The organism is Methylosoma difficile, from assembly GCF_054657615.1.
Genome location: NZ_BAAHYJ010000006.1, coordinates 189372 through 215089 on the forward strand (window position 1 = coordinate 189372; position 25718 = coordinate 215089).

The 25718-nt window shown below is 48.6% G+C and carries 24 protein-coding genes; 8 read left to right on the top strand and 16 right to left on the bottom strand.

What is annotated here, in order from left to right; translation table 11 throughout:
* Nucleotide 1: 1 nt before the first annotated feature.
* Together ACYQ1O_RS15790 and rluC are read right to left on the bottom strand one after the other, a co-directional pair.
* Nucleotides 2-658, bottom strand: coding sequence for an HAD family hydrolase (locus ACYQ1O_RS15790; RefSeq protein ID WP_459993124.1), 657 nt, complete (start codon nt 656-658; stop codon nt 2-4).
* A complete protein-coding gene (rluC, locus tag ACYQ1O_RS15795; protein ID WP_459993125.1) occupies nt 642-1601 on the bottom strand; it encodes a 23S rRNA pseudouridine(955/2504/2580) synthase RluC in 960 nt (319 codons plus the stop codon). The genes ACYQ1O_RS15790 and rluC overlap by 17 nt, the downstream gene beginning before the upstream one ends.
* 474 nt (nt 1602-2075) lie before the next feature.
* Between rluC and ACYQ1O_RS15800 the strand changes: the two genes are divergently transcribed.
* The 3 genes from ACYQ1O_RS15800 (at nt 2076) to arsS (ending at nt 6701) form a co-directional block, all read left to right on the top strand.
* A complete protein-coding gene (locus ACYQ1O_RS15800; RefSeq protein ID WP_459993126.1) occupies nt 2076-4436 on the top strand; it encodes an Rne/Rng family ribonuclease in 2361 nt (786 codons plus the stop codon).
* A 242-nt stretch (nt 4437-4678) separates the two neighbouring features.
* Nucleotides 4679-5719 carry a methyltransferase domain-containing protein gene (locus tag ACYQ1O_RS15805; protein ID WP_459993127.1) on the top strand — a complete coding sequence of 347 codons (1041 nt, stop codon included), beginning with the start codon at nt 4679-4681 and terminating at the stop codon, nt 5717-5719.
* Between the two features lie 25 nt (nt 5720-5744).
* Complete coding sequence (gene arsS / locus ACYQ1O_RS15810) at nt 5745-6701, top strand: arsenosugar biosynthesis radical SAM (seleno)protein ArsS (protein ID WP_459993128.1); 957 nt, start codon at nt 5745-5747, stop codon at nt 6699-6701.
* 235 nt (nt 6702-6936) lie between these two features.
* Here arsS and ACYQ1O_RS15815 read toward each other — a convergent pair whose 3' ends face one another.
* Together ACYQ1O_RS15815 and ACYQ1O_RS15820 are read right to left on the bottom strand one after the other, a co-directional pair.
* Nucleotides 6937-7569, bottom strand: a complete 633-nt coding sequence (locus ACYQ1O_RS15815; RefSeq protein WP_459993129.1) for a response regulator — start codon at nt 7567-7569, stop codon at nt 6937-6939.
* Between the two features lie 13 nt (nt 7570-7582).
* The gene (locus tag ACYQ1O_RS15820; protein WP_459993130.1) at nt 7583-9064 is read right to left on the bottom strand and encodes a sensor histidine kinase; all 1482 of its coding nucleotides are present in this window, start codon (nt 9062-9064) and stop codon (nt 7583-7585) included.
* Between the two features lie 717 nt (nt 9065-9781).
* On the opposite strand from ACYQ1O_RS15820, the gene ACYQ1O_RS15825 reads away from it, so the two are divergent.
* Nucleotides 9782-10138, top strand: a complete 357-nt coding sequence (locus ACYQ1O_RS15825) for a hypothetical protein (RefSeq protein ID WP_459993131.1) — start codon at nt 9782-9784, stop codon at nt 10136-10138.
* Between the two features lie 80 nt (nt 10139-10218).
* Here ACYQ1O_RS15825 and ACYQ1O_RS15830 read toward each other — a convergent pair whose 3' ends face one another.
* Nucleotides 10219-11298, bottom strand: coding sequence for a hydantoinase/oxoprolinase family protein (locus ACYQ1O_RS15830; RefSeq protein ID WP_459993132.1), 1080 nt, complete (start codon nt 11296-11298; stop codon nt 10219-10221).
* On the bottom strand, nt 11295-12275 hold the full coding sequence (locus tag ACYQ1O_RS15835) for an ATP-grasp domain-containing protein (RefSeq protein WP_459993133.1): 981 nt from the start codon (nt 12273-12275) through the stop codon (nt 11295-11297). The genes ACYQ1O_RS15830 and ACYQ1O_RS15835 overlap by 4 nt, the downstream gene beginning before the upstream one ends.
* A 35-nt stretch (nt 12276-12310) precedes the next feature.
* Here ACYQ1O_RS15835 and ACYQ1O_RS15840 point away from each other — a divergent pair, with 35 nt between their 5' ends.
* A complete protein-coding gene (locus tag ACYQ1O_RS15840) occupies nt 12311-12988 on the top strand; it encodes a HisA/HisF-related TIM barrel protein (protein WP_459993134.1) in 678 nt (225 codons plus the stop codon).
* Between the two features lie 54 nt (nt 12989-13042).
* On the opposite strand, the gene fae is transcribed toward ACYQ1O_RS15840, so the two are convergent.
* From fae to ACYQ1O_RS15875, 7 genes are all read right to left on the bottom strand, one after another.
* Nucleotides 13043-13561: a formaldehyde-activating enzyme gene (gene fae / locus ACYQ1O_RS15845; RefSeq protein ID WP_459993135.1), complete on the bottom strand. Its 519-nt coding sequence runs from the start codon at nt 13559-13561 to the stop codon at nt 13043-13045.
* Nucleotides 13562-13659: 98 nt separating this feature from the next.
* A complete protein-coding gene (locus ACYQ1O_RS15850) occupies nt 13660-14517 on the bottom strand; it encodes a triphosphoribosyl-dephospho-CoA synthase (RefSeq protein ID WP_459993136.1) in 858 nt (285 codons plus the stop codon).
* Nucleotides 14511-15407 (bottom strand): ATP-grasp domain-containing protein, encoded by an 897-nt coding sequence (locus ACYQ1O_RS15855; RefSeq protein WP_459993137.1) that lies wholly within the window; start codon nt 15405-15407, stop codon nt 14511-14513. The genes ACYQ1O_RS15850 and ACYQ1O_RS15855 overlap by 7 nt, the downstream gene beginning before the upstream one ends.
* 8 nt (nt 15408-15415) lie before the next feature.
* Entirely contained in the window at nt 15416-16399 is a 984-nt protein-coding gene (gene mch / locus ACYQ1O_RS15860; protein ID WP_459993139.1) for a methenyltetrahydromethanopterin cyclohydrolase, read from the bottom strand.
* Nucleotides 16389-17492, bottom strand: a complete 1104-nt coding sequence (locus ACYQ1O_RS15865; protein ID WP_459993140.1) for an ATP-grasp domain-containing protein — start codon at nt 17490-17492, stop codon at nt 16389-16391. The genes mch and ACYQ1O_RS15865 overlap by 11 nt, the downstream gene beginning before the upstream one ends.
* Before the next feature lie 27 nt (nt 17493-17519).
* On the bottom strand, nt 17520-18488 hold the full coding sequence (locus ACYQ1O_RS15870; RefSeq protein WP_459993141.1) for a beta-ribofuranosylaminobenzene 5'-phosphate synthase family protein: 969 nt from the start codon (nt 18486-18488) through the stop codon (nt 17520-17522).
* A gap of 77 nt (nt 18489-18565) precedes the next feature.
* Nucleotides 18566-19228 (bottom strand): HAD family hydrolase, encoded by a 663-nt coding sequence (locus tag ACYQ1O_RS15875; protein WP_459993142.1) that lies wholly within the window; start codon nt 19226-19228, stop codon nt 18566-18568.
* A gap of 189 nt (nt 19229-19417) precedes the next feature.
* Between ACYQ1O_RS15875 and ACYQ1O_RS15880 the strand changes: the two genes are divergently transcribed.
* Nucleotides 19418-20773 carry a histidine kinase gene (locus tag ACYQ1O_RS15880; protein WP_459993143.1) on the top strand — a complete coding sequence of 452 codons (1356 nt, stop codon included), beginning with the start codon at nt 19418-19420 and terminating at the stop codon, nt 20771-20773.
* Entirely contained in the window at nt 20770-21414 is a 645-nt protein-coding gene (locus ACYQ1O_RS15885; RefSeq protein ID WP_459993144.1) for a response regulator, read from the top strand. Before ACYQ1O_RS15880 ends, ACYQ1O_RS15885 begins: the two co-directional genes overlap by 4 nt.
* Here the strand turns inward: ACYQ1O_RS15885 and ACYQ1O_RS15890 are convergent.
* Nucleotides 21411-22667, bottom strand: a complete 1257-nt coding sequence (locus ACYQ1O_RS15890; protein ID WP_459993145.1) for a cytochrome-c peroxidase — start codon at nt 22665-22667, stop codon at nt 21411-21413. The two genes, ACYQ1O_RS15885 and ACYQ1O_RS15890, sit on opposite strands and share 4 nt — an antisense overlap.
* Nucleotides 22668-22784: 117 nt before the next feature.
* On the opposite strand from ACYQ1O_RS15890, the gene ACYQ1O_RS15895 reads away from it, so the two are divergent.
* Nucleotides 22785-23126, top strand: a complete 342-nt coding sequence (locus ACYQ1O_RS15895; protein WP_459993146.1) for a hypothetical protein — start codon at nt 22785-22787, stop codon at nt 23124-23126.
* Nucleotides 23127-23153: 27 nt separating this feature from the next.
* Here the strand turns inward: ACYQ1O_RS15895 and ACYQ1O_RS15900 are convergent, their stop codons facing one another.
* Together ACYQ1O_RS15900 and ACYQ1O_RS15905 are read right to left on the bottom strand one after the other, a co-directional pair.
* A complete protein-coding gene (locus ACYQ1O_RS15900) occupies nt 23154-24398 on the bottom strand; it encodes a heme biosynthesis HemY N-terminal domain-containing protein (RefSeq protein WP_459993148.1) in 1245 nt (414 codons plus the stop codon).
* A 14-nt stretch (nt 24399-24412) separates the two neighbouring features.
* Entirely contained in the window at nt 24413-25717 is a 1305-nt protein-coding gene (locus ACYQ1O_RS15905; RefSeq protein ID WP_459993150.1) for a uroporphyrinogen-III C-methyltransferase, read from the bottom strand.
* Nucleotide 25718: the final 1 nt, after the last annotated feature.

A 25718-nucleotide genomic window follows, 5' to 3' on the forward strand; every position in this document is an offset into this window, starting at 1 on the left:
ATTAACCGTTATCAATAATATCAAGTAATTGCGTGGGCTGCTGTAGACAGCATAAAGGGCTGTATTGTTGCAAAAAGTCTTCCGCATGGGCGCCGCAAGACAAGCCAATTGAGGCAATCTGGGCATTTTGCGCCATTTGTAAATCATGGATGGAATCACCAATCATGAGCGTGCGGCTTTTGTCTACACCGACATGCGCCATAATTTCATGCAGCATTCTGGGATCGGGCTTGGATGCAGTCTCGTCAGCACATCGGGTTACTTCAAACAAATGCCCTGTACCGGTATGTGCCAAGGCTTCATCCAAACCGGCACGGGTCTTGCCTGTCGCCACCGCCAATTGGAAGCCCTCGCTGCGCAATTGCCCCAGCATCTCGTAGACACCCGGAAACAAATCTTCGGGGCTGATAGTTTTGGAAAAATATTCGCGGCTATAACAAGCCACCAGACGCTCGATCATCGCGTCATCTTGCCCTGGGAACAGGGCTTGCATGGCCTTGTGGATGCTTAAGCCAATCACATCTTTTGCAGCTTGGTAATCGGGTATGCCGCATTGGCAAACTTCCCCTGCCTTTTGTAAACATGTGGCGATCCAATCAATGGAATCGATTAAAGTGCCATCCCAATCAAAAATGATTAAATCAAAGCGGTTCTTCATGTTTTAACAAGTCGTCAAGTTGTTTAGGTAAGGGTGCGGAAATGCTGAGCATGGCCTGACTGACCGGATGCTGGAACTTTAGGGTTTTGGCATGTAAAAACATACGTTTGTAACCCTTCTGGCGGAACAGTTTATTGGCATCTTCAAACCCGTAGCGGTCGTCGCCAATGATGGGATGGCCTAGGCTGGCGGCATGAACCCTGATTTGATGGGTACGGCCTGTTTTTGGCGAGGCTTCGACCAACGTGGCGGCTTTATAGACTTGCAGACGTTTAAACAAAGTTTCCGCGGTCTTACCTGACGGGCTAATCACCACCATGCGCTCGCCACCTTGGCTGATATTTTTCAACAACGGCGCGTTAACCACTTGCTGCTTTTTCGCCCATTGCCCGGACAGCAAAGCCAGATAGGTTTTTTGGATGCGGTCATCGCGGAACTGCTCATGCAACAAACGCAAAGCACTGCGTTTTTTGGCGATAATCAGACAACCAGACGTGTCTTTGTCAAGCCGATGCACCAGTTCCAAAAAACGGGCTTCAGGACGGATCAGCCTTAAGCCTTCAATCACGCCAGAACTGACACCGCTGCCGCCGTGGACAGCAAAGCCTGCGGGTTTATTAATGACCATAAAGGCATCGTCTTCAAACAAAATGCCCAGTTCAAGCGCTTCTTTTAAGCCTTGGGACACATAAGACTCTTCCGTGCGTTCGGCAACCCTAACCGGCGGCACCCGGACAATATCACCGACCGCCAAACGGTATTTAACATCGACACGACCTTTGTTGACCCGTACTTCGCCTTTGCGGACAATCCGGTAAATATGGCTTTTAGGAACGCCCTTCAACCGGGCGATGAGAAAATTATCCAAGCGTTGCTCGCTCTGCTCCTCGGTAATTTCTACGTGAGTGACTTTAACGGCTGCGCTCGGCTCTTCTATGCTCATTTTTTTGAATAATACCAGTATTGTGGGGCTTATTGTGTGTTTAAATTGATGTCGGGGAATAAGGTTGCTATATTAGTCATGTTTTGAAAAAAAACATACTATGCTCTGCTGATTTAAAGAACAAAAGCAGCCTTAGAGCTACCCAATGAAGCCGCTGAAGCGCAACGCGCCCGCGTATTTTTAAACTTCATTGCAAGATTTTTCGGGTTACTCGCTCGACCCAAGACGTGCGAATTTTAATCTCCTGTTTAAAACAGAATTTACCTTCAAGACCGAATTTGACTTAAGTTTGTCAATGCAAGCCAATTTACTACGCCTATTACCAAACACGCCGCAAGATGATGGACAGGATGGTCCAACACTCACCCTAACAGGCGTTTTGAGCGAAAGATATTGATTTAACATGTAACCTAGGATCAACCCGTCTTACCAGTAAAATCTGACAATGGAGCAGGACACAACAAGGATAATTGAATGAAAAGAATGCTTATCAACGCCTCGCAGGCTGAAGAACTGCGGGTCGCCTTGGTAGATGGTCAAAAATTGTATGATTTTGACATAGAAGTCCCTTCCAAAGAACAAAAGAAATCCAACATCTACAAAGGCACCATTACCCGCGTAGAACCCAGCCTAGAAGCCGCCTTTGTCAACTATGGCGCGGAAAAACACGGCTTTTTGCCTTTCAAGGAAATCTCCCCTGCGTACCGCCAAACCCCAGAGAACGCTGACAACGAAGGCCGTCGCCCCGCCATCAAAGACCTGATTAAAGAAGGCCAAGAAATTGTTGTCCAAATTGAAAAGGAAGAACGCGGCAACAAAGGCGCAGCACTAACTACCTACATTAGCTTGGCAGGTACCTATCTGGTATTGATGCCGAATAACCCAAAAGCCGGTGGAATTTCCCGCCGCATTGAAGGTGAAACCCGCAATGATTTGCGCGAAGTCATGGCCAGCTTGGACATTCCCGAAGGTATGGGTCTGATCGTCCGCACGGCAGGTTGTGGCAAAAATGCCGAAGAATTGCAGTGGGACTTAAACTATCTGATGCAATTATGGGACGCTATCGAACGCTCGTCACAAGAACAATCAGCACCTTTTTTGGTATTCCAAGAAAGCAACGTCATCATCCGTGCCTTGCGCGACCATTTGCGCGGCAACATCGACGAAATCCTGATCGACAACGAAGAATCGTTCCGCTTGGTGCAAAGCTTCCTCAAGCAAGTAATGCCGCATTTCTTGCCCAAGGCCAAGCTCTACCAAGATGCTGTGCCTCTGTTCAACCGCTACCAAATCGAATCGCAAATTGAAGTCGCTTACGGACGCGAAGTGCAACTGCCGTCGGGCGGTTCTATCGTCATCGACCATACCGAAGCGCTCACCTCCATCGACATCAACTCGGCACGCGCCACCAAGGGCAGCGACATTGAAGAAACCGCACTCAACACCAACCTGGAAGCGGCTGAAGAAATCGCCCGCCAGCTGCGTTTGCGCGACTTGGGCGGTTTGTTCGTGATCGACTTCATCGACATGATGTCCAACAAAAACCAACGTGCGGTGGAAAACCACTTGCGTGATGCGCTTAAAATTGACCGCGCCCGCATCCAAACCAGCCGCATCTCGCGCTTTGGTTTGCTGGAAATGTCACGGCAGCGCATGCGTCCGTCATTAGGTGATTCGACACAATTACCCTGCCCGCGCTGCAAAGGCCAAGGTACGATCCGTAACGTGGAATCGGTCGCTTTGTCGGTGTTGCGTATCATCGAAGAAGAAGCGATGAAAAAAGGCACCGAAAAAGTCATCGCCCATTTGCCGATTGAAAGTGCCACTTTCTTGCTGAATGAAAAACGCTCAGCCATCGAAAGCATCGAAAACCGCCTGAAAGTGGGCATTGTTGTCTTGCCTAGCAAACACTTGGAAACCCCAGCTTACGACATCGAACGCATCAAAGAAAAAGATGCACCGGATGACAGCAAGCCGAGCTACTCGCAAATCAAGGCTGAAGACATCACCATTCCAGAGTTTGCCCAACAGGTCAAACCTAAACTGGAAAAAGCCGTGGTTAAGGAGTTTTTACACGATACGCCCGCGCCTATCCAAAACAAAAGCGAGGCTTTAAGCCTTATCAAGCGTTTCTGGAACAAGTTGGTCAAGCCAGGTACCGAAGTTGAAGTGGTTGAGGCTGCAGAACCCGCCGCTCAAGAAGAAAACAAACCCACCACGGAAGGCAACGGCAATAAAAGCCGTAACAGCCGCAATAAGTCGAGAAACCGCGACTCAGGCAACCGCAAGTCACGTGGTCAAGGCCGTAATGTCAGACCTAATATCGACCCGAACGCACCAACATCAAATAAGGCCGAAACCAGTGTTCCTGAAGAAAGCCAAAGCCCTGTTGAATCGCCTGCTGAAAATTCGCATATGGAAGCCGATCCAACGGCAGCTGCCAACATTCCAGCCGCAACGGTGGCTGAAGATGGCAACAAAAACGCGAACAATGGCAGAAAAAGTAATTTGAGACGCGGCCCTAACCGCAGAAGGCCACGAAACCCTAATTACAAAAAGCCTGAAAATGGCGAAATTAGCGAAAGTGGCGAATCAAATGGCAGCAATGCGCCGGAAGCCTCAGAAAGTGGCGGCGCAAGTTATCAGGGTCATCACGAAGCCCAGCCAGCGCAAGCCAGTGAAAAACCGGCGGCACCTAAAACGGAACAAGCGCCTGTTGTTGCTCACGAACCAGCACCAGCACCAGCCCCCGTCAAGGAAGCTCCAGCGCCTCGCCCAGAACCTGTCGCTGCGTCAAGCAGCTCCAACAGCGATTCGAACAACAGCGAATCTTAAAAATCCACAACGACGGCCTTGCCTGCTAGGGCAAGGCCGTCTGCGTATTAGCGCTCAAACAGCCGCTCTATCCCCTCGCTTTAAATCATAAGGCTTCGCGTAAGCTATCAATACCATCCAAACTATTGACTAACCCTAATATTGGGATATGAGGTTAATAGTGCAAAAAACTTTAAAGCATTTTATTGTGACAGCACTGAATACCGGATAATCAGCCACCCTCTTTGCCTACCGAGAAGCCCATGTCTAACGACAACGATACCCTAGCCAGCATCCGTCAATATTATGGACACGTTTTGCAAAGCAGCAGCGACTTAAAAACAAGCGCCTGTTGCAGCATTGATGCCCTGCCTGAGCATTTAAAAAAGCTGCTTTCAGACTTGCACCCCGAAGTGTTGGCGCGCTTTTACGGTTGCGGCTCGCCATTGCCACCCGCATTGATGGGGCAAACGGTTTTGGATTTGGGCTGTGGATCGGGGCGCGATTGCTATTTGCTATCCAAACTGGTCGGTGCCAACGGCAAGGTTATTGGTGTTGATATGACCCCCGAACAATTGGCGGTGGCGACCCGCCATCTGGATTGGCATGCCGAGCGTTTTGGTTTTGCCAACGTGCAGTTTCTGCACGGACAGATTGAAAACCTGGCGGCGCTTGGTATTGCCGACAACAGTATCGATGTGGTGGTCTCCAACTGCGTCGTCAACCTATCGCCCGATAAGTCTAAAGTGTTGGCAGAAATTTTTCGGGTGCTTAAACCCGGCGGGGAATTGTATTTTTCTGATGTGTTTGCCGACCGCCGTATCCCTAGCGCTTTGCAGCAAGACCCTCTGCTGCTGGGCGAATGCTTGGGCGGCGCTTTGTATTGGGAAGATTTCCGGCGCATGATGCAAGCGCTGGATTGTCCCGATGTGCGTGTGGTTAAACAATCACACATCAGCTTGGAAGATGCTGAAGTTGCCGCCAAAATTGGCATGGTCAAATTCCGCTCCGTCACGGTACGCGCCTTTAAAATGCCGTTGGAAGACCGTTGCGAAGATTTTGGGCAAGTCGCCTATTACCTTGGCACAATCCCCGAACATCCCCACGCGTTCGATTTGGACGACCACCATCATTTTGCCAGCCACAGACCGCTGCTGGTCTGTGGCAATACCGCCGACATGTTGTCCGGCAGCCGTTACGCCCAACACTTTCAATTGTTGGGCGACAAATCCCAGCACTTTGGCCTGTTCGATTGCAGCAGCGACCCACAAACGCCAACCGGCAGTTCCGGTGCTTGTTGCTAACAAAGGCCACTGACGAGACAACGCTATGCATGATACCCGCCCACACCTTAGCAACAGTGACTTCCCGCCCATCTACCGGCAACAGCTCGAAGTCCTGCAAGTCAATCTTGGTTATTTGTGCAACCTCAGCTGCGTGCATTGCCATGTTAATGCTGGGCCTAAACGCACCGAACTGATGGATGCCGAGACGATGCAGCATCTGCTCCAGTTTATGAAAACAGCCCACATCAACACCCTAGACCTTACCGGCGGTGCGCCTGAAATGCACCCGCAGTTTACTTTTTTGGTCGCCGCTGCGCGTAACATGGGCGTTAAAGTCATTGACCGCTGCAACCTGACGATTCTTGAAGACAGCAGCTACCCAGAAATGGCGGCTTTTTTAGCCAACCACCAAGTGGAAATCGTCGCCTCGTTACCTTGTTATTTGGAAGACAATGTCGATAAACAACGCGGCAAGGGCGTTTTTAAAGACAGCTTAGCGGCGCTCAAACGGCTGAACCAACTCGGCTATGGGCAAACTGACAGCGGGCTAGTGCTTAATTTGGTCTACAACCCGCAAGATGCGCTTTTGCCGCCAGACCAGCAGCATCTGGAACAGGCTTACAAAAGCCACTTGTATACCCACTATGACATTGTCTTTAACCGTTTATACGCCATCGCCAACATGCCCATCCAACGCTTTGGCAGCACCTTGCTGAGCCAAGGCCGTTTCCATGACTACATCCACTTATTAAAAGACAACTTCCAATCCGTCAATTTGGAACGCTTGATGTGCCTGAATGCCATCAGCGTCGATTGGCAAGGCTATGTTTACGATTGTGATTTTAACCAAATGCTGGCAATGCCTTTGGCTGATGGACCGCGTTTGCATATCAGCGATCTGAACGAGGAGGGATTGGAAGGTATGCGCATTGCCACCGCTTTGCATTGCTATGGCTGCACAGCCGGACAAGGCAGCAGTTGTGGTGGTGCGTTGAAATAGACATCCGGCAGCAATTTCTTACAAAAAATATCGGACAATTTACATTCCATCGGGAATTATTTCTTAAACGCCCTTGTCATAATTTCGTTGTTAGCATTGCAAAGTACTTTTTCATTTTTTTCATCGTAAGCCCCCTTAGCCTCTTGATGTTTCCCGCTGATGCAGGATTCATCCGGAGGTTTTTTTTGCGCTAAGGAAAATTTCCAATCCAACTTAGAAATGGGGAATGAGGCGCTTAATCAAGCAAATCATTTTTAAGCGCGTAATAAACAATTTCTGCCGTTGAGTGCATTTCCATTTTCGCCATTAAACGGGTGCGGAAGGTGCTGATGGTTTTCACGCTAAGCGACATTTCATTGGCAATATCCGTCAAACGCTTACCCTTTGCCAACGCCACAAGCACCATGTATTCACGGTCACTTAACGTGGTGTGCAGCATTAGCTTGGGTTCTGGACTCAGTTCTTCAACCAACTTTTCCGCCATTGTGGCGCTAATGTACTTACCGCCTTTAGCCACTTTACGGATAGCCGCCACCAATTGGTCGGGCGCGCTTTCTTTGGTCAGATAACCATCCGCGCCTGATTTCAACATGCGGATAGCATATTGGTCTTCAGGGTACATGCTTAAGATCAAAATCGGCTGGTTTGGATTTTGCTGTTTTGCCAGCTTTATCAATTCCAAAACATTTTTGCCAGGCATGGCAATATCCAGCAGCAACACATCCCAGGTATCGGTTCGGATCAGCTTCAAGACTTCGTCACCCGAACACGCCTCGCCACACACTTTCATGTCGGGAACATCAGCAAGGATTTGTTTGAGTCCGGCGCGGACAATTGCATGGTCGTCCGCCATTAATATCTTTATCACTGTCTACACCTACTTAGGATGATTGTATGGGCATTCGTAAACTCAACAAAACGCCCTGCCCAGGCCGCCCGTAAAAACTCAATTCGCCGCCAAAATAACGGGCGCGCTCATGCATCCCTTTAATACCGTATCTGCCGCTGTTTTCCACTTGTTCGTTGGTCATACCACAACCATTGTCTTCAATGCGCATAACAAGATTTCCGTCTTTGACGCTAATCTTTACAAACACGACCGAAGCCATCGCATGCAAAACGGCATTGGTCAGCGCCTCTTGCATAATACGAAAAATAGCCATACCGTGTTTTTCATCAATTTCAGCCACTATTTCAGGCATTGACAATAGACATTCGATACCGGACTGCTGGCGGAATTTTTCCACATGCCATTCAATCGCGGCAAACAACCCTAAATGATCGAGGATGCTAGGCCGTAAATCGGTAATAATCCGCCGAACTGTTTGGATCGCATCGCCCACCTGCCAGATGATGCTTTGGGTTTTTTTGATGCATGGGGTCGAATCGGGCGGCAACTGCTTGATAAGCCAACTCATGTCCATTTTTAATACCGTCAGAAAGCTGCCCAATTCGTCATGGATTTCACGTGCAATCCTGGCTCGCTCTTCCTCCCTTGCCAATTCCAAATGACTGCCCAACTTACGTAAGGCGTCCTCCGCTTGCTTATGCTTACTGACATCATGCACCGTACAGACGAACATATGGCGGCTGTCAATGTTGATTTCGATAATGGTCAAGTCCATGGGAAAACTGGATCCATCTCGGCGCAAACCATAGGTTTCAAGCCCTGAACACAGCGTCTTCGAGCCTTGACCATCAGGCCGATGGTTCGAGAAAAGATTACACCAGCTCCAATCAGGATCACCAATCAGCAGTTGGATATGCTGACCGATTAAGCTATTGACGGAATAAGCAAAGATTTTTTCTATTGACGGGTTAGTGCTTTCAATCTGCCCATCTTCGTCAACAATAAAGATGCCATCAAACACATTATCGAAAATAGCGCGCAATTTAGCCTCTTTTCTCGCCAGCAAAACCTCCATTTCATGATGGTTGCTGATGTCGTTGGCACCGCCTATGAAATGGCTAATGTTGCTTTGCCAATTGTCATCATTGGCTTTGCTTTGCCTAAGCAAAGCCTGTCCGATGGCTGGACCTAACAAATCAAGATTGGCTTTAGCGACATAATCGGTGATGCCGCTTTTAATCGCGGTGGCTGCGAGCATTTCATTGCCATAACCCGTCAGCATAATAACTGGCAAGGCATAACGTTGGTGAACATCTAAAAATAACTTCAGGCCATTCGTCCAACCCAGTCGATACTCGGCAATCAGTAGATCAAATGGGCTTTGGGAAAGCAGTGTTTCATAGCTTTCGAAGCTATCCACCTCAAAAACCTCTGCTTGAGGAAAACAATCGTTAATGGTGCGGACTGTTTGTATCCGATCGGCAGCGTTGTCATCAATAACTAGGAATTTCATGATTTAAGTCTATTGGATCCGGTTAATTTTAAGTGCCTGTTAAATTTTTTAAGTTACCGGAAAATAGCACTTAACCGGTTAATTACAAGCCATTCAACCTGAGAAGCCAAAAAAAGCAGATCTAACACTACTATTAAATTGATGGGGTGGGTTTGCATTTGTTGTACCTATTATTAACCAAGGCCAAACCATTGAAAATCAGACTTGACCTTTCCTTTTTGTAGGATATTTGGCCATTATCTAGGATTTGTCTTACAAAATTGCTTGTACTCCCCTTGATAGAAAACAACAACCATATGATTAATAAGAAATAAAAAAGAAAATAGTGTTTCAGGCCTATCCTACAAGCACAGCGGTTTGAATCGCTAATCGTTACAAAAATATAACCCTACATTCCATGTAGCAAAGGGTTGCCAATGTTTCCATTAAACAACGATTTTTATAAATTATTTATATATATCAATTAATTAAAAATTTTTCCGAAAAAATACCAACTGTTAACAGGCAATAAAAACAACTCAGAAAAGCTAATCCACCCGTTATAAAGTTAAGATTTTTCCTACAAAGCCCTTCAATATCCTACAAAAAGCCAAGGGGTACTCTGATTTTCAAGCCGCCTCCATTAGCGAATAATAAGCACCAGTTCCACAGCACATCACAAAAAAGCATGTGGCATATTTACAGCAATATTTTTATTAAACCTTTGGAGAACAGAAAATGGCAACAGTTGATTCCTTGAAAAAATTAGACGGTTTTATGGCGGCAGCATTGGTTGACTCCGGCAGCGGCATGATGATTGAATCCGTAGTATCAGGCAATTTTCCGGTTGAAATTGCCGCCGCAGCCAACACCGAAGTGGTCCAAGCCAAATTGAAAGCCATGGACGCTATTGGTTTAGGCGACGACACTATTGAAGACATTTTGATTAGCCTAGGCACCCAATACCATTTGATCCGCCCATTGGCTTCTAACCGTGAAATCTTCCTTTATGTGGCTTTAGAGCGCAGCCGTGCCAACTTGGCATTGGCAAGAATGGAATTGAAAAAAATGGAAGGCAGCATCAAAAGAATTTAATGCCTAAACCGCTTTAAATTCCGTATTTGGCGGTGACACCCAGCTTGCCCTGCGGCAGGTGTCACCGCCAACATTACCCGTCAAACGGAGTCTGACTGACCACTGTTTGATTGCAAACTCCCTAAAAGCAAACTGGCTACCGCCACCGCAGGTGCGCAATCTGCCGCATTGAGCGATGCTTCCGTCCCCTCCCCGTTCTCAAATAAATCGGCAAAATCCTGGTAAGGATAGCGCAGATGCATAGCTAATTTTTTCAGCAAGAACCGCCCGACACCCGCGCCAATTAAAGCACTGCCTTTCGGTAGGCTGGTTCTGGACAATTGCTGCACACAGGCCGTTTCTATCATTTGCAATTGCTGTAGACGCAGGTTTTGTGCGATGTCTTGCCAGCGCCCCAGTTCTTCTGGATAAAAATCGCATCCCAGCATACGCGCCAAACGCTTGGCACTGGCTTGAATCGTTTTTTCCCCGCCATCAGCAGTCGCCGCTTGGTCGTGAGCTTCGTTCAATTCGCCGGTCAACCGGTAAACATCAGCCATCGTGGCAAAATATTCCGCCATCAACGGCACGTCTTGATCGTCATCTTGGACACTTTGCGCCACCGCCATCACCGGTGTCCTGACAATGCCGGTATAGACCAATTCGCGGGAAACTAGGCGTTGGTAATCACTATAGCCTTCCGCCAGTACTTGACTATTTTTAAACAACAACACGTCAGTCGTGGTGCTACCAATATCAACCAACAAACCGTTTGTACAACGTTGTGCGGCAACGCTGGCGGTCGCTAACCAATTGGCGGAAGCAATCGCAGCATAATGGGGCTGACCAACCTGACCTATCGGCAACAAGCCATCCTTGCCAGCATAAACCCACCATTCAGCATCCGGCAATAAGGCTTGCATGGTGTGTAGGATTTGCGCCACGCCTTCATTGCGGTTATCGAACAAATCGACCAGCTCGCCGGTCATGGTCATGGCGTGGCGATAAGGCCGCTCGGGCAGTTGTGCCAGAATAGCGGCGACCGCTTGTTGTAGTTTTTCCAAGCCCTGCCAAAGAGGACAAGCTTGTTGGTAGCTGGCAAGCAATTTGCCATCGGCATCTAACACAGCGGCTTTTAAATGGGCGCCGCCAATATCCCAGCCTAGGCTGTGAATAGTCATGGATTGAGTTGAATTGTTATCGTTTGGTTACGGATGGCGTTAATATTGGGTATAGCCGTTAACGCATGAATGACTTGCCCGGCAACATTAATGCCGGTTGCAGGGTAAATGCCGACATAGGACGTGGTCAATCGGGGATTAATCTCCAGCACTCGACAATCGTCGCCCGATTCGATCAGATCAATGCCGACATAGCCGAACAGCTCAGGAAAGGCTTGGGCGATCTTATTCAACAAGTTTTGGTAAGGCTCGGCGTTCGCTACAACATTCACATCAATGTGGATTAAGTGGTATTGGTGGTCGGTGACCTGAAAAACTTGCCGGTTGCCACAGAGCCAATCAGCACAGCCTTGCTTAAAAATGGCGGATAAGCTGGTTTTTTCGCCCAAAAGATGGGGTTGGATGATGTAGCCTTCACCCAAATGATCCAGCCTTTGGAAATCTTGCGGGCAGTGGATAACGTAGCTGTCTTGGCAACCGACGCCGTCGATAGGCTTGACGACGTATTCACCCGCCGGATAGCTCACTTGAGAATCAAACAAGCGGGTGGCGACCGTCGGTATGGCATGGTCAAGCAAGCGTTGATAGGTACTTAGTTTATTGGCGGTAAGCGCAACACCGGCAGCCGAGGAATTCAGCAAAAGCTTGCCCAGTTGCTCGACAGTTCCGCATAGGCTTGCCAAGATGCCGTCAAACTCAGGCGCAATCGGCCAAACGGCATCGCATTGCTGCGCCAACTGCAGAAACACAGTTTGGCTATCGTCACGTTCATCGACCCACACGGCGCCTAAATTTTCTGTGTCAATCTGCTTGGCAAAGCGCACATCCAGCATCACCAAGGGTTCAACAGTTGGCAGGCGCGCAAAATCAGCCAATAACGCCCGCAGCATCAGCAACCCTTCCCTTGCCAAACTATCGGGTAAGTCTTGCTTATTAAAGCCACCGCCGGTGATATACTCAAACACTAAAATTTTCATGGCTTTATTTTAACCGTTTAGGGGGCTTGGCTGGTGTGAAAGTGATTCCAGTGCTGGATTTAAAAGATGGCGTGGTCGTCCATGCCCGTTGCGGCAATCGGGCTTTGTACCAACCCATCAACACGCCATTGTGCGCTTCTGCTGATGTTTTTCTGGTGCTTGCTGCATTTTTAGAGTTATATCCGTTTGATACGTTTTATCTTGCCGATTTGAACGCCATTACCGGGCAAGGCGATCACCGTGCCTTAATCAGCGAAGTGTTGGCGAAGTTTCCTGGCATCACCTTTTGGGTCGATTGCGGTTATCAGCGTTACCAAGCACATCCTACCAATTACCTGCCCGTGCTGGGTAGCGAGTGCTTCAGCAACACCCAATTATCGGAACTGGCTGAATTTAAAAACCAATTTGTGTTATCGCTCGATTTCGGCAATGACGTAGCGCTGGGGGCGGCGGATTTATTTACCGACTGCCGTCATTGGCCTGAAACGGTGATTATCATGACGCTTGCCCGTGTCGGCAGCCATCAAGGTGCAGACTGTGAAAAACTGGCGACCTATTGCCAAGCTTATCCCAACAAAAAATTTGTTGCAGCGGGTGGTGTCCGTAATATCGAGGACTTATTGGCCTTAAAAAAAATAGGTGTCAAACACGCATTGCTTGCCAGCGCCCTGCATTCTGGGGCTGTCAAAAGCGATGAAATCGCTAAACTTTAGGCAAAAAAATACCCCGACTAGCGGGGTATTTTTAACAGCTCAGTTAATTAAAAATTAACCTTCGTTGTTTACTGCGAATGGGTGTTTCGCTTCTTTTTTGCCAGCAACAACTTCAGCAGCAGTTGGTGAACCCGCAACAGCGCGTTTCAATGCTTCTTTAGTAGCAGCGTAGTTGAAAGATTCGATTTTTGCATCGTCTTCAGCTTGCCAGTGGATGAATACACCAACAGAAACAAACAAGTCATCAGCTTCGTCAGCTGGGATAGTGCCGTCTTCAACACAATCAGCAACAGCCATAGCTACAGCGCGTTGAGCTGGGCCAAACATTTGAACTGCTTGTTTTGAACCTTTGATAGTTACTTTGTTGAACAAAATAGTGGCTGGTTTAACCATCAAGTTTGGAGCAACAACAGCCAACAAAGTAGAGAAACCGTCTTTGTTGTTAGTCAAAGCAGTTGCGAAAGCAGTTTCAGCAGCTGAACCTCTTGGGCCGATGATTAAGTCGATATGGGCAATTTCGTTGCCTTCACCAACCAAAGATTCACCAACGCACATTTTAGTAATTTTTGCCATTTTATGTATTCCTCTGTTAGAGAGTTGAAGTAATTGAAACTAATCGTGACACCTTACGGCATCTCCTTATTTGTATTGCACAAATCCCTGAAAAGACATTACCTAATTTCAGCAATAACGCCTTCTATAAATACGGCTAACACAGTGGCTACAGTCAAATCGGCTGCAGTACCTGGGTTGATGCCTTTAGATTTGAAGCCCTCGTCAATGCGGTACAACAATGGCATGACCTGTTCAGGGCATTCGGCTTTGGCTAACTCGTCACTGAGTTTAAGCATGGTCTCGGCAACCCATTTTGAATGGACACTACCGTATTTTCTTTCTATGTGGCTGTCAGGAAATTTAGCCAGCAAATCCGCATAAACAGCGACTGCAGCCCAATTCCTACTTGCCCATTTATCCATACTATTATAGTAGGATGGCATGGATAAATCAAAAATATCTTGATAGCCGGTAAGGTATTGCAAAGCTATGCGATCCTTATCAGCCGCCAAGCGCATGGCTTCAGTGAGTGTGACCGATGCATCCGCATTGACATCTTGCTGCTCGGCATTGCCCAACCCGCCCGGTGACGCCAAAACGATCGCCTTAAATACCCAATCGGCATCATGAATGCTCGTATTCGCCAACACCTGATGCAGCGATTGCCGCAAAGTCTGTGCTGATTTAAGCAAATAAGCAGCCTCAATCAACGGCGCGCAAAGAAGTAAAATCCCCAGATTAGTATTGCAACCCACCGCTTCGCGGGTCGCCTTGACGGCATTGAAGATACGCTCGCCCAATCCCATATCAAAGTTGCATAGCGGCTGCACACTGACTTCAGCGCTAATGCGGAAATCAGCCACCGTCATATCGTGGCCTTCAGCATAAACGCTGACATTGCCGGGCTTGAAGGCTTGCAATTCAATCTCGCAAGCTTGCAGATAAAATTGGCTGAGCTGCGCTGGGGTTAACATGGTTTTGATAAATAACGGCTGATTAAATCACTTGCCAACAGTTCGGCAACATTGACATCGCAAACGCTTTGCAAGCCTTTCCATGCCGGAATGCTGTTAACTTCGATAAGACTGTAATGTCCATGCTGATCTTCAATAATATCGACACCGGCATAATCCATTGCCAAAGCAGCCGCAGCCTTTACCGCCAAATCCGCCAATTGTGGAGGAATGCTAATACTTTCGCAGCTTGCGCCACGGGCAACGTTATTAAGCCACGATTGACCACGCCGACGCATCGCCGCCACCGCTTTGCCGTTGATGACAAACACGCGATGATCCGAAAAGCCTTCGCCCGCGCAATGCACAAAGCGTTGCAGATAATAAACGCCGTGGCTGGCGGTCAGCCACAACAAATCGGTCATCTTTTCGAGCCGACGGATGCCCTCGCCTTGCGAACCAAACAACGGTTTGCTAATCAGCAAATGACCCGCGTTTAATTCTTGCTCGGCAATCGCCAAAGCTTGTTCGCGATCACGCAACACCCACGTCGGCGGCGTAGGCAATCCGGCGTGTTGCAGTAAAAAGCTGGTCATGCCCTTATCGACGCTGCGCTCCACGGCCTTGCCATCGTTATAAACTGGAATCCCTGCCGCTTTCAAAGCATGCAAAATATCCAGATACAACACCACCTCTTCCAGCGATCCGCCTGGCACACCGCGCACAAACGCCGCATCGGGCAAAGCCTGTTCAAAAGTAGGGATAACAATAGCGGGCGTGTTGCCGCCAATGCGGAATTGGCAATCTGTTAAGGAAACAAACTGGCTATCAAAACCCAAGCCCGCAAAAGCCAGCTGCAATTGCTTGCCATGCCAGCCTGGGTCATCAGTAAAAATGGCTATCCGTGGCACGTGCTGTTTTATGCGCCAAAGGATTGGTCAAGCAAAGCGTTGTCCAATTTGCCGGCGCGGAAGCTGTTGCCGGATTCGACGGCGGTGACGATTACGCTGGCTGGGCTGAACAGCATTGCATCGATTTTGAAGAAATCGTATTCGTATTGTTTGAAGATGTCAGCAAACGGTTTACCGTAGTCTTTTGAAGTCGAACTGGGCAATTCGTTGGCTAATTTTTCCGCCGCTTCGTCACTGCCTTTGACGAACAAATGCACTAAACCGGCAAATAAAATCGCGTCATTCGTGCGTCCCATCGCTTTAACAAATTTCGGATGCGGCGGGCAAATTGGCGCGCTGCCGCTGCCGTCGATGATATTTTCCAGCGGGAAATGCAAAGCATGGGCTTTATGCATCGCCACTTCCAAGACCCGCGCCACCACTTGCACGCCGCCCGCCAAACTGCTGGTTGGCGTAACGATGATGGTCAATTGGCTAGGCTCGATTTGGCAAGCCGCCGCGACTTTTTCGACAATTTCTACGGGTGGAATCGCGTCATTTTCAATCACCAACACCGCCGCGCCGACTTCATCGCGATAGGCCAATTCTTTATACAACTCTTCCACGGGTTCGCGTTGGCCTTCTTTCATTTTGGTCGCCATCGCCCGCGCTGGGCCTGAACCTAAAGCGTAATATTTTTCATGCGACATACTCCAGCCCGCGTATTGGCTGCCCAAGCAGCTCAAAACCGGATTGCTGCTGTAAACCGTTACCGATAAAGGCCAGTTGTTGGTATAAGTGCTGTGGTTAATCGACACCGTTCCCATGCCACCCATGCAGATTTCAGCAATGATACGGCCTGCTTCCAAACCGCCGGGTACGTTAATACCGGCATCAATAATAGTGCAGCCATTTTCCAGCTGCGACACGCCAAGGCGCAGTTTATCGGCCTGGTCGATCAGTTGCTTGACCAAAGGTTGGCTGAGTTGATTAACGCTAGCTTTATATTCCATAGGGATAAAGACCTTTTAAAATAAGTTGTTGGGTAGACAGTAAGGTTTGCCTGAGCTGGTCAGGGCATGTTTGGTGGGCAATGATACTGCAAATCGGCTCGCCTTTGCGAACTAAAGCGCCGGCAGGCGGCAAATCGCAGCAGCCTTCAGGCCATCGGAAACAATCGGGGATTAGCACAGCATGTTCGGCAAAGACGATTTGGTAAGCAGCATGGCCTGACGGCTTAAAATCCACATCCGGCAACTGGCCTTTTGAGGCCAAACAGTGCCAGCAGAACCAATCACCTACATACAGCTGCACACTGGCGGACAGGCGCGGGTTGATTTCCAACAAATACAGGTATTGATCATCTTGGATAAAATCCAAACTGTTCAAACCTTTGAGTGATAAGGCAGGCACCAGCTTAGCCAACCAAGCATTCACTTGCGCTTGTTGGGCAAGCGATACATCACTCACCGTACAGATGCCGGCAAACGCAAACGGCTGGTTTTCCAAGCTTTGCGTCCATTGCCGGTTAAAACCGATCACTCGCGCTTGCTTGCCATCCGCCAAAAACAACACCGAATGCGCCGACCCGCTTTGGAGTTTTTGCCAGTAATCGCCAGTGTTAACAATACTGTCGGCCTGATAAAAACGGATACCAACTCCGCCCTGCCCTTTCTGTGGCTTCAGTAACCACTTTTCTGTCAACTCAGGCAGTGCAAAGCTCACCGCTGGATAAGGGATTTGCAAAGTATCCAGCAATGCAAAAAACGCCGGTTTGTCCAGCAAACGTCGAAACGTCTCCGGGGAATTGCCAATCAGATTAAAACGGCTGTGCAGGTAATCGAGGCTTTCAGGGTAAGTTTCAAAGCCGCTGCCATAAATCACATCGATGACAACATAGCTTTCGACAAGCGTTTCGACAGCATCCTGCAACATCGGCAACGCCAGTGACGGGATTTGGATAACAGCTTCGGCAATAGCTTGGGTGTCGCTATCGGCAAAGCAATCGATGACCAAAACATCATGACCGGCTTGCCTTACCAAATCCGCCGCCATTCTGCCCGAATGGGCAATGACGAGAAATGTGGATCGAGGGATGTTCCTCACCACCAACCTGCATTTACTAGCAAACCACTACTCTTCAACCACCCAAACACTGCCGCCGGTATTACGCGCACTGGCGGTGACAAAGCTTAAATTGTGGTAGTGGGCAAATTGCTCTCTAGCGAGCGCGGTTAAGGCTTCTGCTTGGTCAACGCCATCTAAGGCGCAAAAGCCCGTCGGTCCCCACGAGGTTTGCCCGATGGCGGTTGCGCCTTGTGCTGCCAACCAGTCCATCGCTTCGGCGACTTCAGAGCTGGTGAACACGCCGCCTTGAGCAGAAGCGAAATGCTCGCCAACCGAGCGTTGCAGATAGGTGATAACTTCGCCAAAACGGGCAATGTCGTTTTCGGCAATGGCGGGCAAGCCTTGCATTAACAATCGATAGCACAAATGCGCGGCTTCTTGCTGGGGAAATGGCGGCAGATGTTTGAAAGCTTGGATTTCTTGCTGTCCGTGCAAGCCTTGCCCGCGTGCGTCCAAAACCAAAATAAACCGCCAGGCTTCCGGCACATCCATATGCGACAACACCGGCGGTGTTACCGTATTGGCACCACGCCCGCCATCGACCACCAAACCGCCTTGCTCAAACACACCAATACCAATACCGGAACGTTGCCCGCGTTCGGTCATGGCGGCAATGTCACGCACGGACAAATTCAAACCATAGAGGCCATTCAAAGCCAAACCCACTGCCAACGCCATCTGCGTGCCCGAACCCAAACCAACATGCTCAGGAATGGCGGCTTCAATGGTGATGTTGACTTGCTCAGACACACCCATCATTTTGCAAAGCTGTTGCAAGCACGATTTTCCACGCTCTGCCGATGGCCCGGAAACTTTGCATTCTGATGCCGGTGTAATGGTCAACCGCGTGCTGATTTCGTTAAGTGCCACGCCAATGCTGCCAAAATGGCGGCCTAGCGAGCCGCTCAAATCAATAAAGCCCATGTGCAATCTGGCGGGGGCGATGACATTAACTTTTGAGTAGTGGACTTTCAAATGATTGCTTTGCTGATGTGTGAAATTACCAAATTATAGCCGATTGCCATCCTTTAATGCGAACTAACTGGCTAGCTTTACCTGCCAAAAGTGGCAAAGAGTTGCTCAAGATCAGGGCTGATAAAATCGCATAAGGTTAAGCTTTCAGGCTGTGCGGGCCATACAGAAGGGATAAAGGCGGCATAAGCACCGGCTTGTTTGGCGGCAAGCAAGCCAGTGTGAGAATCTTCCAACACCAAGCATTGGCGGATGTCCACTTGCAAATGTCGGGCTGCCGCCAAAAAAACATCTGGCGCGGGCTTGGGGGCGGCGACATCATCGCGGCAGACAATCAATTGGAAAGCCTCCGCCAAACCCGCCATTTGCAAACATAATCGCGCATTAGCGGCACGGCTGTTGGTTGCCAATCCAAACGGCAGTTTTTGTCTGTTGAGCGCATCAAGCCATGTGTCCACGCCAGTCTTGACGGCAATGCCGTGCTGCCCGACATGCGCGTGCCAAAACTTGCCGCTCAGCTGTTGAAAGCCGGGCAAATCAAAACTTTCACCGAAATGGCTGAGCAAATGCCCTTCGATAGCCGTTCCTGACAAGCCCGCCATCGACAAGCAAAAGTGTTCCGGGATGCTGTAGCCCAATGCAGAACCCGCCTGCTGCCAAGCCAAGCAGTAGGTGCTTTCAGTATCCAACACCAAACCGTCCATGTCGAAAATAACGGCGGCAAAATCGCTTAAATTTGGCATGGTCGGTTTATAAAACAGTCCTGAAAAAACTTGGCATTCTATGCAATTTCCCATTGCTGTTGGAAGCGGTAAAAAACCCGGACAGTTAGCAGACCTTAGCATCGGGCAATTTGCCCGACAATTTGTTAATGGCTTGGCGCGCCCTAGCTTGCCGCTTAGAATGATGGCCACCCCGACCATAAAGCCGCCATGAACCTGCCGCAACATATCCTGATCCGCATTATCGCTGCCGCCGCCTTATGTCTGCTGGCAAATGCCGCGTATGTCCTGCAACAAAGCGATCAACAAACTCGGCAAAATAGCCAGCGCATTGCCGACAGCGTGGGCAAACAGCTGAGTTTTCAACATTTACAATTGAGCGCAGGTTTTGCCCAAAGCAGCAGCTTTCCTGACTTTAGCTTGTGGAAGCAAACCCATCACACATCCGGTATATGCTTGGACTTTATCCCCGCCAATGGCGGACATCCGCGCAGCTTATGCAATGGCAGCCCCAGCACAACCAAACCGCCGGAACCGTTTAGCCAATTCTATACTTGGCTTTTCCAACCGGGTTTACCCATCCGGCAAACCTTGACCAGTGAAGGCCAAAATTTAGGCACGCTTAGCGTCACGCCGAGCGCAGAATTGCAGATAGCGCAAGCTTGGACGGAAATTGTCAGCTTATTGGGTTTATCCATCAGCACTGTTGCTGGGGTATGTTGTTTAGTCTATTTGGGTATTCGCCGAGCTTTGCAGCCCATAAAAACAATCATTGCCGGTCTGCAGCAATTGCAACAGGGAGAATTATCGTACCGACTACCTAGTTTTGCTTTGGACGAATGGCGAGGCATTGCCAGCGCCATCAATCAATTGGCAACCAGCCAACAACAATTACTGGAAGAACGCCAACGCTTAGCCTTGCAGCTATTGAACCTGCAGGAAGAAGAGCGGCGCTATTTGGCGCGCGAACTCCATGATGAATTCGGGCAATGCTTGGCGGCAAGCAATGCGCTGGTTGCCGCCATTTCCCAGACCGCACAACAACAGTGTCCGGCATTGCTTGCCGAAGCCACGCAAATCAGCCATATCAACCAACATATTTTGACGGCAATGCGAAGCTTATTACAGCGTCTACGCCCGGCAGAACTGGACGGCCTTGGGCTTGCCGCCAGCCTGCACAGCTTGGTCGCCAGCTGGAACGCCCATAGCCACGGTAAGACGGCTTATCGGCTGAGCTTTCACGGCGATAGCTCAAAACTGCCGGAAACGTTAGCCACCACGCTCTTCCGTATCAGCCAAGAAGCCTTGACCAATATCGCCAAACACGCCGCCGCCCAACACGCCCACATCATCCTGACCATGAACCATGACCACGTCAGCTTGCAGATTGAAGATGACGGTCAATCCCAGCATCTGCCGTTTACGACCACAACAGGCATTGGCTTATTGGGAATTCGCGAGCGCGTGCAGGCTTTGGCGGGGAATTTCACCTTAAACATCCGGCAACCGCATGGCTTGTGCCTGAAAGTCTGTTTGCCGCTGCCCGAAGCGGAGCATCCCAAATGAGCATCCGCATCTTGCTGGTGGACGACCACGCCATTGTCCGCGCCGGCTACCGTGTCTTGCTGGGCAAACAGCTGGACATGACGGTTGTTGCCGAAGCCGCCGATAGTGCGGAAGCCTATCAGGCCTATAAAAGCCATCAACCCGATGTCACCATCACCGATCTCAGCTTACCTGGCAGCAGCGGCCTTGATTTGTTGGCACGCATCAAGCAGCGTAACCATCAAGCCAAGTTATTGGTGTTCAGCATGCACCAGAACCCTACCTTGGCGCAGCAAGCCATCCGCGCTGGCGCGCTGGGTTACGTCACCAAAAGCAGCCAACCCGAAGCCTTATTGCACGCCATTCAAGAAGTCTACGCAGGCCGCCATTGCTTAAGCGCCGACATTGCCCACGCCTTGGCAATCGCGCAATTGGGCAACGAACAACAAGCTTTGCAAGATTTGACGGTACGTGAATTTGAAATATTAAGCCTTTTGCTGACTGGTAAAAGTCCTGAAAAAATTGCCGGCACCCTTAACATCAGCCCCAAAACCGTCAACAACAGCCATTACTTGATTAAACGTAAACTGGGGGTCGCCAACGATATTGAGCTGATGCGCCTGGCAATCCGTGTGGACGCCCTTGATTTGCTGAACGGTTAAGGCAGCACAAACGGCGATGGCGTCCTCGGCGGGACCAACGGGTCTTTGCCCCACTGCGGATAGTCATCGGTTAGAGTTTTCATAAATGCGACAATGGCTTGCTCTTCCGAATCGGTCAGGCCGATGCTGCCAAGTTCATCACCGTTTACATTGCGCGGATATTCGGGTTTAGGCCAACCTGTCACACCAAAGTTTGCATCCAAATTGTCGGCTACACGGCCTAAAGTGTCGCGGGTATTGTAGAAATGGGTAATTTGTTCGAGACTGGCAAATACGCCATTGTGTCCATAAGGCGGTGTAATGGCAATATTCCTTAAGGTCATCACTTTATGCTTGCCCCATTGCAACTTGTCGGGATCAACTGCATTAATCTCATCCCGCTCGCCCAAGCCAAGATGAGGTTTCGGATCATCAGGAATATTCAAATTTCGCGGCAAGCCGATATTGTCATAAGTAAAATCAGTGAACAATGGCGGGGTTATATTGCCATTACTGTCTTTCTCGGCGTTACTTAAATGGCATAAAGAACAACCTCCCTTGCCGTTGAACAGGTGCATGCCGTCTTCTTCCTGTTTAGTAAAACGCGTCTTGCCCGCCAAAACAAAATCAAATTTAGAATTGAATTTGTTGAACTGGGATGACCTTTCAAAGGCGGCAATAGCCTGTGCCATTTTCTGGAAAACTTCTTCTACTGCAACCGGGGTCTGCTGCTTGAATTGCCCGTCTTTAACGTGGGGGATGCCAGCCAAATCAAGCTGGTATAGTTTCAAAAACAACCTGACATAAGCCGCGTCTTCTTTCAGCCGGCTAACAACTGACCACTTGTTCGGCATCGCCATTTCCACCCGGTTTAAAAAGGGTTTCTTGGCCTGGTCTTCCAAATTTTTGGCCCGACCATTCCAAAACAGCCCGCCGACATACAAGCCATCCGTTTCTTCCAAATGAAATTCAGGAGTGAACGCAGCATATGCAATACTAGGGGCATTTAAACGGCCCGTTGCAAATTCTATCGAACCCAAAGAGACGGGCGTACCTTGTACGGCGTTGAGCGGATCAACAAATGCCGGCGCTTTTCCTGACAATTTATCCAGCGAGTGGCATGATGCACAGGATTGATTACGGTTCAGAGACAAATTGACATCACTGAACAATCGTTTGCCCAAATTTTGTTCGTCCGTTAAAGCTGCAAATGCATTAGAACTGAAACTTTTCAAAAATAAGACGATAATAATAATCAATAAATTCTTTGACATAGCAAGTTACCCCAAGCATATTGGCAAACAAAAATAATTGATAATCATTATCATTTAATGTTTTTAAGATGTCAATTAACCCCTAGCAGACAAATTCCGTAAACACTCGAGAACAAAATGAAAATCAAAAATTTATTTATAAGCGCGTCGATCACAACGATTGCCTTTAGCGGTTGCGCCACGACATCCAATGTATTGCCCTTAGCCGACGGCAATTTCTTAAGTATTATCCAAGCCGATAGTGAGTCTGGCGCATACCAAAGTGCCATAGAAGATGCCAAAACTTTTTGTGGCAACAAGAAAAAACAGTTTGTGGTGGTAGACAGGAAAATCTCTTACCAAGGCATCGACAAATCCGGCAAAGCTTTTATTGATGCGATTGATACCTTAACAGGGGCGGGAATTAAATCGGCAAAAAAGGATGATTACCGATTGGAATTCACTTTTAGATGCCAATAACGGCAGGTTGATAAGAAAGGGATGGGCTTATGAAATGCTGTCAATGCGGCTGACAATTTCATTGGAGGCAATTTCAAGGCCGCTTTTAAAACACTGGCTGGCCTGGTCGGCATCGCCTTGGGCGTAACGCAAATCACCCAACAACTGATAGGCTTGCACCGTAGGTTCTACCGCAATGCTTTTCAGCAAATAACCTTCGGTTTTTTCAACATCGCCCGAACGGTAGCTTAATTTGCCTAATACCGCCAACAGCACGGCATCTTGCGGATGCACACTTAACCACCGCTCTGCCATTTCCAGTTGCTTGGCGATATTAGCGCCTTCCAAAGTGCCATACAAAGCCAACAGGGTTTGATCCCAACTGGTTGATAAAGCTGTTGCCAACTCTTCTTCAATATCAGCACCTGAGCCAGCATTCATCATGGCGGCAAAAAATATCGCCGAAATACCAGGCATTTTTTTAATGTAATTAGGAATTTCCAACCATAACTCCCGAATGGTCTGAGCATTGGCGGTTTCTGCTTTTTGCTTTAACAAAGTACTGAACGTTTCAGTTTCCAATAGCTTTATTTCCGCTTCCATTAACACTTTATTGGTATGAAGTGATGGCAACAAACTGCGTAAAGCTTCCCAATCGCCCATATGTTTATAGGCTTGGTGCAATAACTTTAAGACGCTGGCATGGCTTGGATTAATCGACTGCAGTTTTTTGAGCGTCTCCAAAGCTTGGTCGAATTGGTTGCCAGACAAATGCAATTCGGCTTGGGTTAAGCCTACCGCTACACTGGAGTCAGGTGCTTGCGCCGAAGCTTTTTGTAGATACTCATCACGCTTGTCAAAAGCCCCGCGTGATTGCGCAGCCCTTGCCGCAGTCAAATAATGCAACAAAGGAGCACCACTGTGGGAAGCATGCTTGATAAGGACACTTTCAGCTTTTTCCCAATTGCCTTCGGCAGAATCCACCAAACCGGCAATCAAAGCCTCTTGTGAACGGTTGAACTTAATATTTTTGCCACGCAGCTTCATTCTACTTGGCAAACGCACCAACACGCCCAACGTTCGGAAAAAGTAATAGCCCAGGAAAAAAATGACTATTTGGGCAGCAGTAAAAAACGACAATGACGTTTCCAAAGACCACTGGCCAATTCCCATGAGGACATATCCAGGGCTACCAAAACTCTCTATCCAATAACTGACCGTGTAAGCAATCCCGCTTACTATTGCCAAGAGAACAAGAAAATAAACCGGATAGTAATATAGTTTTTTTTTCATTAGGTGCTCTTGGATTATTGTTTTTTCGGCACGTCGACCGCTTCTGGCGTGGAGCCTGGATGTGCCGGATGTTCTGATGGGTGTGCCTCGGCGGGCTTAGGTGGCTCAACTTTAACAGGGTCAGCAGCTTTAGGTGTCTCTACCGCCTTAGGAACCACCTCAACCGGCAATGGTTTTGCATTTGAAGTCACGGATTCTGCGCTTGGCGGCTGAATCGCTTTATCAACCTCCAGCCTTAACTTAGTAATGTCTTTAAGCATTTTTAAAGACAAACTTATATCAGGGAATTGGCTATTGATTTTTACTTGAGAAAAACGGCTCAACTCTTCAAGCAACAATTTCGCTTCTTCATTATGGGCAAAATGTTGATCCAGCCAATTTTTGGCATCGGAAATGCTCAATAAATACAGCGATTCGTTTTGTTGCACCAAAGAAACCTTCACCATCTCCAATTTAACACGCAATTGTTCACGGATAAATTGTGCCTGTTCTGGCGTCAGTATCTCAGTAACTGCCTGATCGGAATGACGAATAGTGACAATACCGTGCAATTTCGACATTGCGGAATCAAGCAGCTCATGTTCAGCGGAAGCTGCGTCAGCGTGATCGTGAATTTCGTTAGATTGGGTCAACGGCTTGCCTGCATAAGGCAACAACAAATCCAATGTATCAACACGGCTTTGCAACGTTTGAATTGCAGAATACAAGCCCACCAAGTCTGGCAAAGATACGCCACGTAGCAGCCCAATTTCTTTTGCGATCTGTTCGCGAACTTTGATAGCGCCTGCATCACCGCTTTCACGCAAACGCTGGTCGGCGGCTTCCAAAGCTTCGCGGGTGGTGTTGACATCGCCAATCAAATGTAATCTTTCATTGGCAACGCTTAACAGATATTCTGCATCCGCCATTAACCAATCGCCACGAGTTTTACCTAATTGGCGTTGAATAAAACGAATAGAGTCTGTGAACTCTTTGCGGGTGTTTTCTAATTTTTCGCTGTGAAGCTCCGAAAAATCAGCAACCGTTTTGTTGTAATGGGTATCTTTACCGGCTATTTCGGCTTGCAAAGCTGCCAACTGGTTTTGAATGGCGTTGAGTTGGGCTTGGTAATCATGCACTTTATTGGAGAGATCACCTTTTACCTCACCACCCAAACGTTCTTGGCTATCCTTAAGTTGCATGAAGAAGTAATAACCCGCACCGGCAACCGCAACAATGGTGAGCAAAGTAATGACGCCAAACCACATGCTTGTGCGTGATCGGCGAATTTTGACGGGTTCGCCCGCTTCCGATCCTTGTTGTTGATTTATTTCCGCCACG